The 1,146-nt window shown below is 73.8% G+C and carries 3 protein-coding genes; all 3 read right to left on the bottom strand.

Translation table 11 applies throughout. The annotated features are described in order from the left end of the window. Positions 1 to 221 (bottom strand): zf-HC2 domain-containing protein (locus tag FHD67_RS20180; RefSeq protein WP_176695238.1); only part of this gene is annotated, 221 nt, incomplete at its 3' end. Continuing rightward, the gene (locus FHD67_RS20175) at positions 208 to 738 is read right to left on the bottom strand and encodes a sigma-70 family RNA polymerase sigma factor (protein ID WP_127899771.1); all 531 of its coding nucleotides are present in this window, start codon (positions 736 to 738) and stop codon (positions 208 to 210) included. The genes FHD67_RS20175 and FHD67_RS20180, both read right to left, overlap by 14 nt. 66 nt (positions 739 to 804) lie before the next feature. Further along, positions 805 to 1,146, bottom strand: a 342-nt coding sequence (locus FHD67_RS20170) for a chromate transporter (RefSeq protein WP_139599858.1), incomplete at its 5' end; no start/stop codon positions are given.

Raw genomic sequence — 1,146 nt, 5'->3', positions numbered from 1 at the left:
GCAAGCCGCCGCGCGGCGCCCAGCAGCGGACGCGGCGCGGGCGGTGCGGCCAGCGCCCGGCGCAGGTCGCGGCGCAGCGACAGGTCGCGCATCACGCGGGCTGCGGCGTCGGGATGGCGCGACAGATGCGCCTCGACCTGGGCGCGTTGGGCCTGGGTCAGCTGGTCGTCGACATAAGCATCCAGGTCGGCGGGGCCGATCTGCGGATCATCCTTCAGCATCGCGTCCTCCGATGATCTTGAGGGCCGGGCGGGCGGGGGCCTCGTCCTCGAACGCGCGCAGCCGGGCGCGGGCGCGCGACACCCGCGACATGACCGTGCCGGGCGGGATGCCCAGCAGCTGGCCTGCCTCGGCATAGGACAGCCCCTCGACCGCGATCAGGGCCAGCGCCTCGCGCTGGTCGTCGGGCAGGTCCAGGAAGGCCTGGCGCAGCTGCGACAGGCGCAGGGCGTCGTCCTGGGGCGCGTCCTGGGCCAGGGGGGTCAGCTGGGCGAACTGCGCCTCGCGGCGGGACTGGGCCTGGTCGTGGCGGCGGCGGTCCAGGAACCGGTTGCGCAGGATCGCGCGCAGCCACGGTCCCGGCGCCTTGCCGGGGGCCAGCTGGCGGCGCTGTTCGTGGCCGCGCAGCAGGGCGTCCTGGACCAGGTCGTCGGCCTCGGCCCTGTCGCGGGTCAGCGCGAAGGCATAGCGCCGCAGCGGCGCCAGCAGATCCAGGATGGGGTCGCGTGTCCGGGTCATGATACAGTCATAGACGCAACCGGCCGCGGTTCTCTTCCCGGCTGCGTCGAAAAAATCCGCCGCGCCTCAGACGATCCCCGACAGGTGCAGCGCCAGCCCGGCCAGCGCACAGCCCGCCAGCACCGGCACCGTCCCCGCGCGCAGGCGGAAGACCGCGATCATCGCGGCCAGGATCAGCACCAGCGCCGCCGGGTCCAGCGTCCGCCAGACCGGCAGGTCCAGGTCCAGCCCCATCGCGGCCACCGGGCGCAGCCGGTCGAACAGCACATGGAGCCCGAACCACAGCGCCAGGTTCAGGATCACCCCCACCACCGCCGCGGTCACCGCGGTCAGCGCCGCCGTCAGCGCGTGGTTGTCGCGCAGGCGTTCGATGAAGGGCGCGCCCAGAAAGATCCACAGGAAGCAGGG

Source organism: Paracoccus haeundaensis (assembly GCF_006239215.1).
In the GTDB taxonomy this organism is placed as follows: Bacteria; Pseudomonadota; Alphaproteobacteria; order Rhodobacterales; family Rhodobacteraceae; genus Paracoccus; species Paracoccus marcusii.
Note: the sequence above shows the minus strand (reverse complement) of the source record. Positions and strands in the feature narration are given on the sequence as shown.

What these genes read in the sequence shown, in the direction of transcription:
- FHD67_RS20175 (WP_127899771.1), bottom strand. Translation starts at nt 738, where the DNA reads ATGACCCGGACACGCGACCCCATCCTGGATCTGCTGGCGCCGCTGCGG.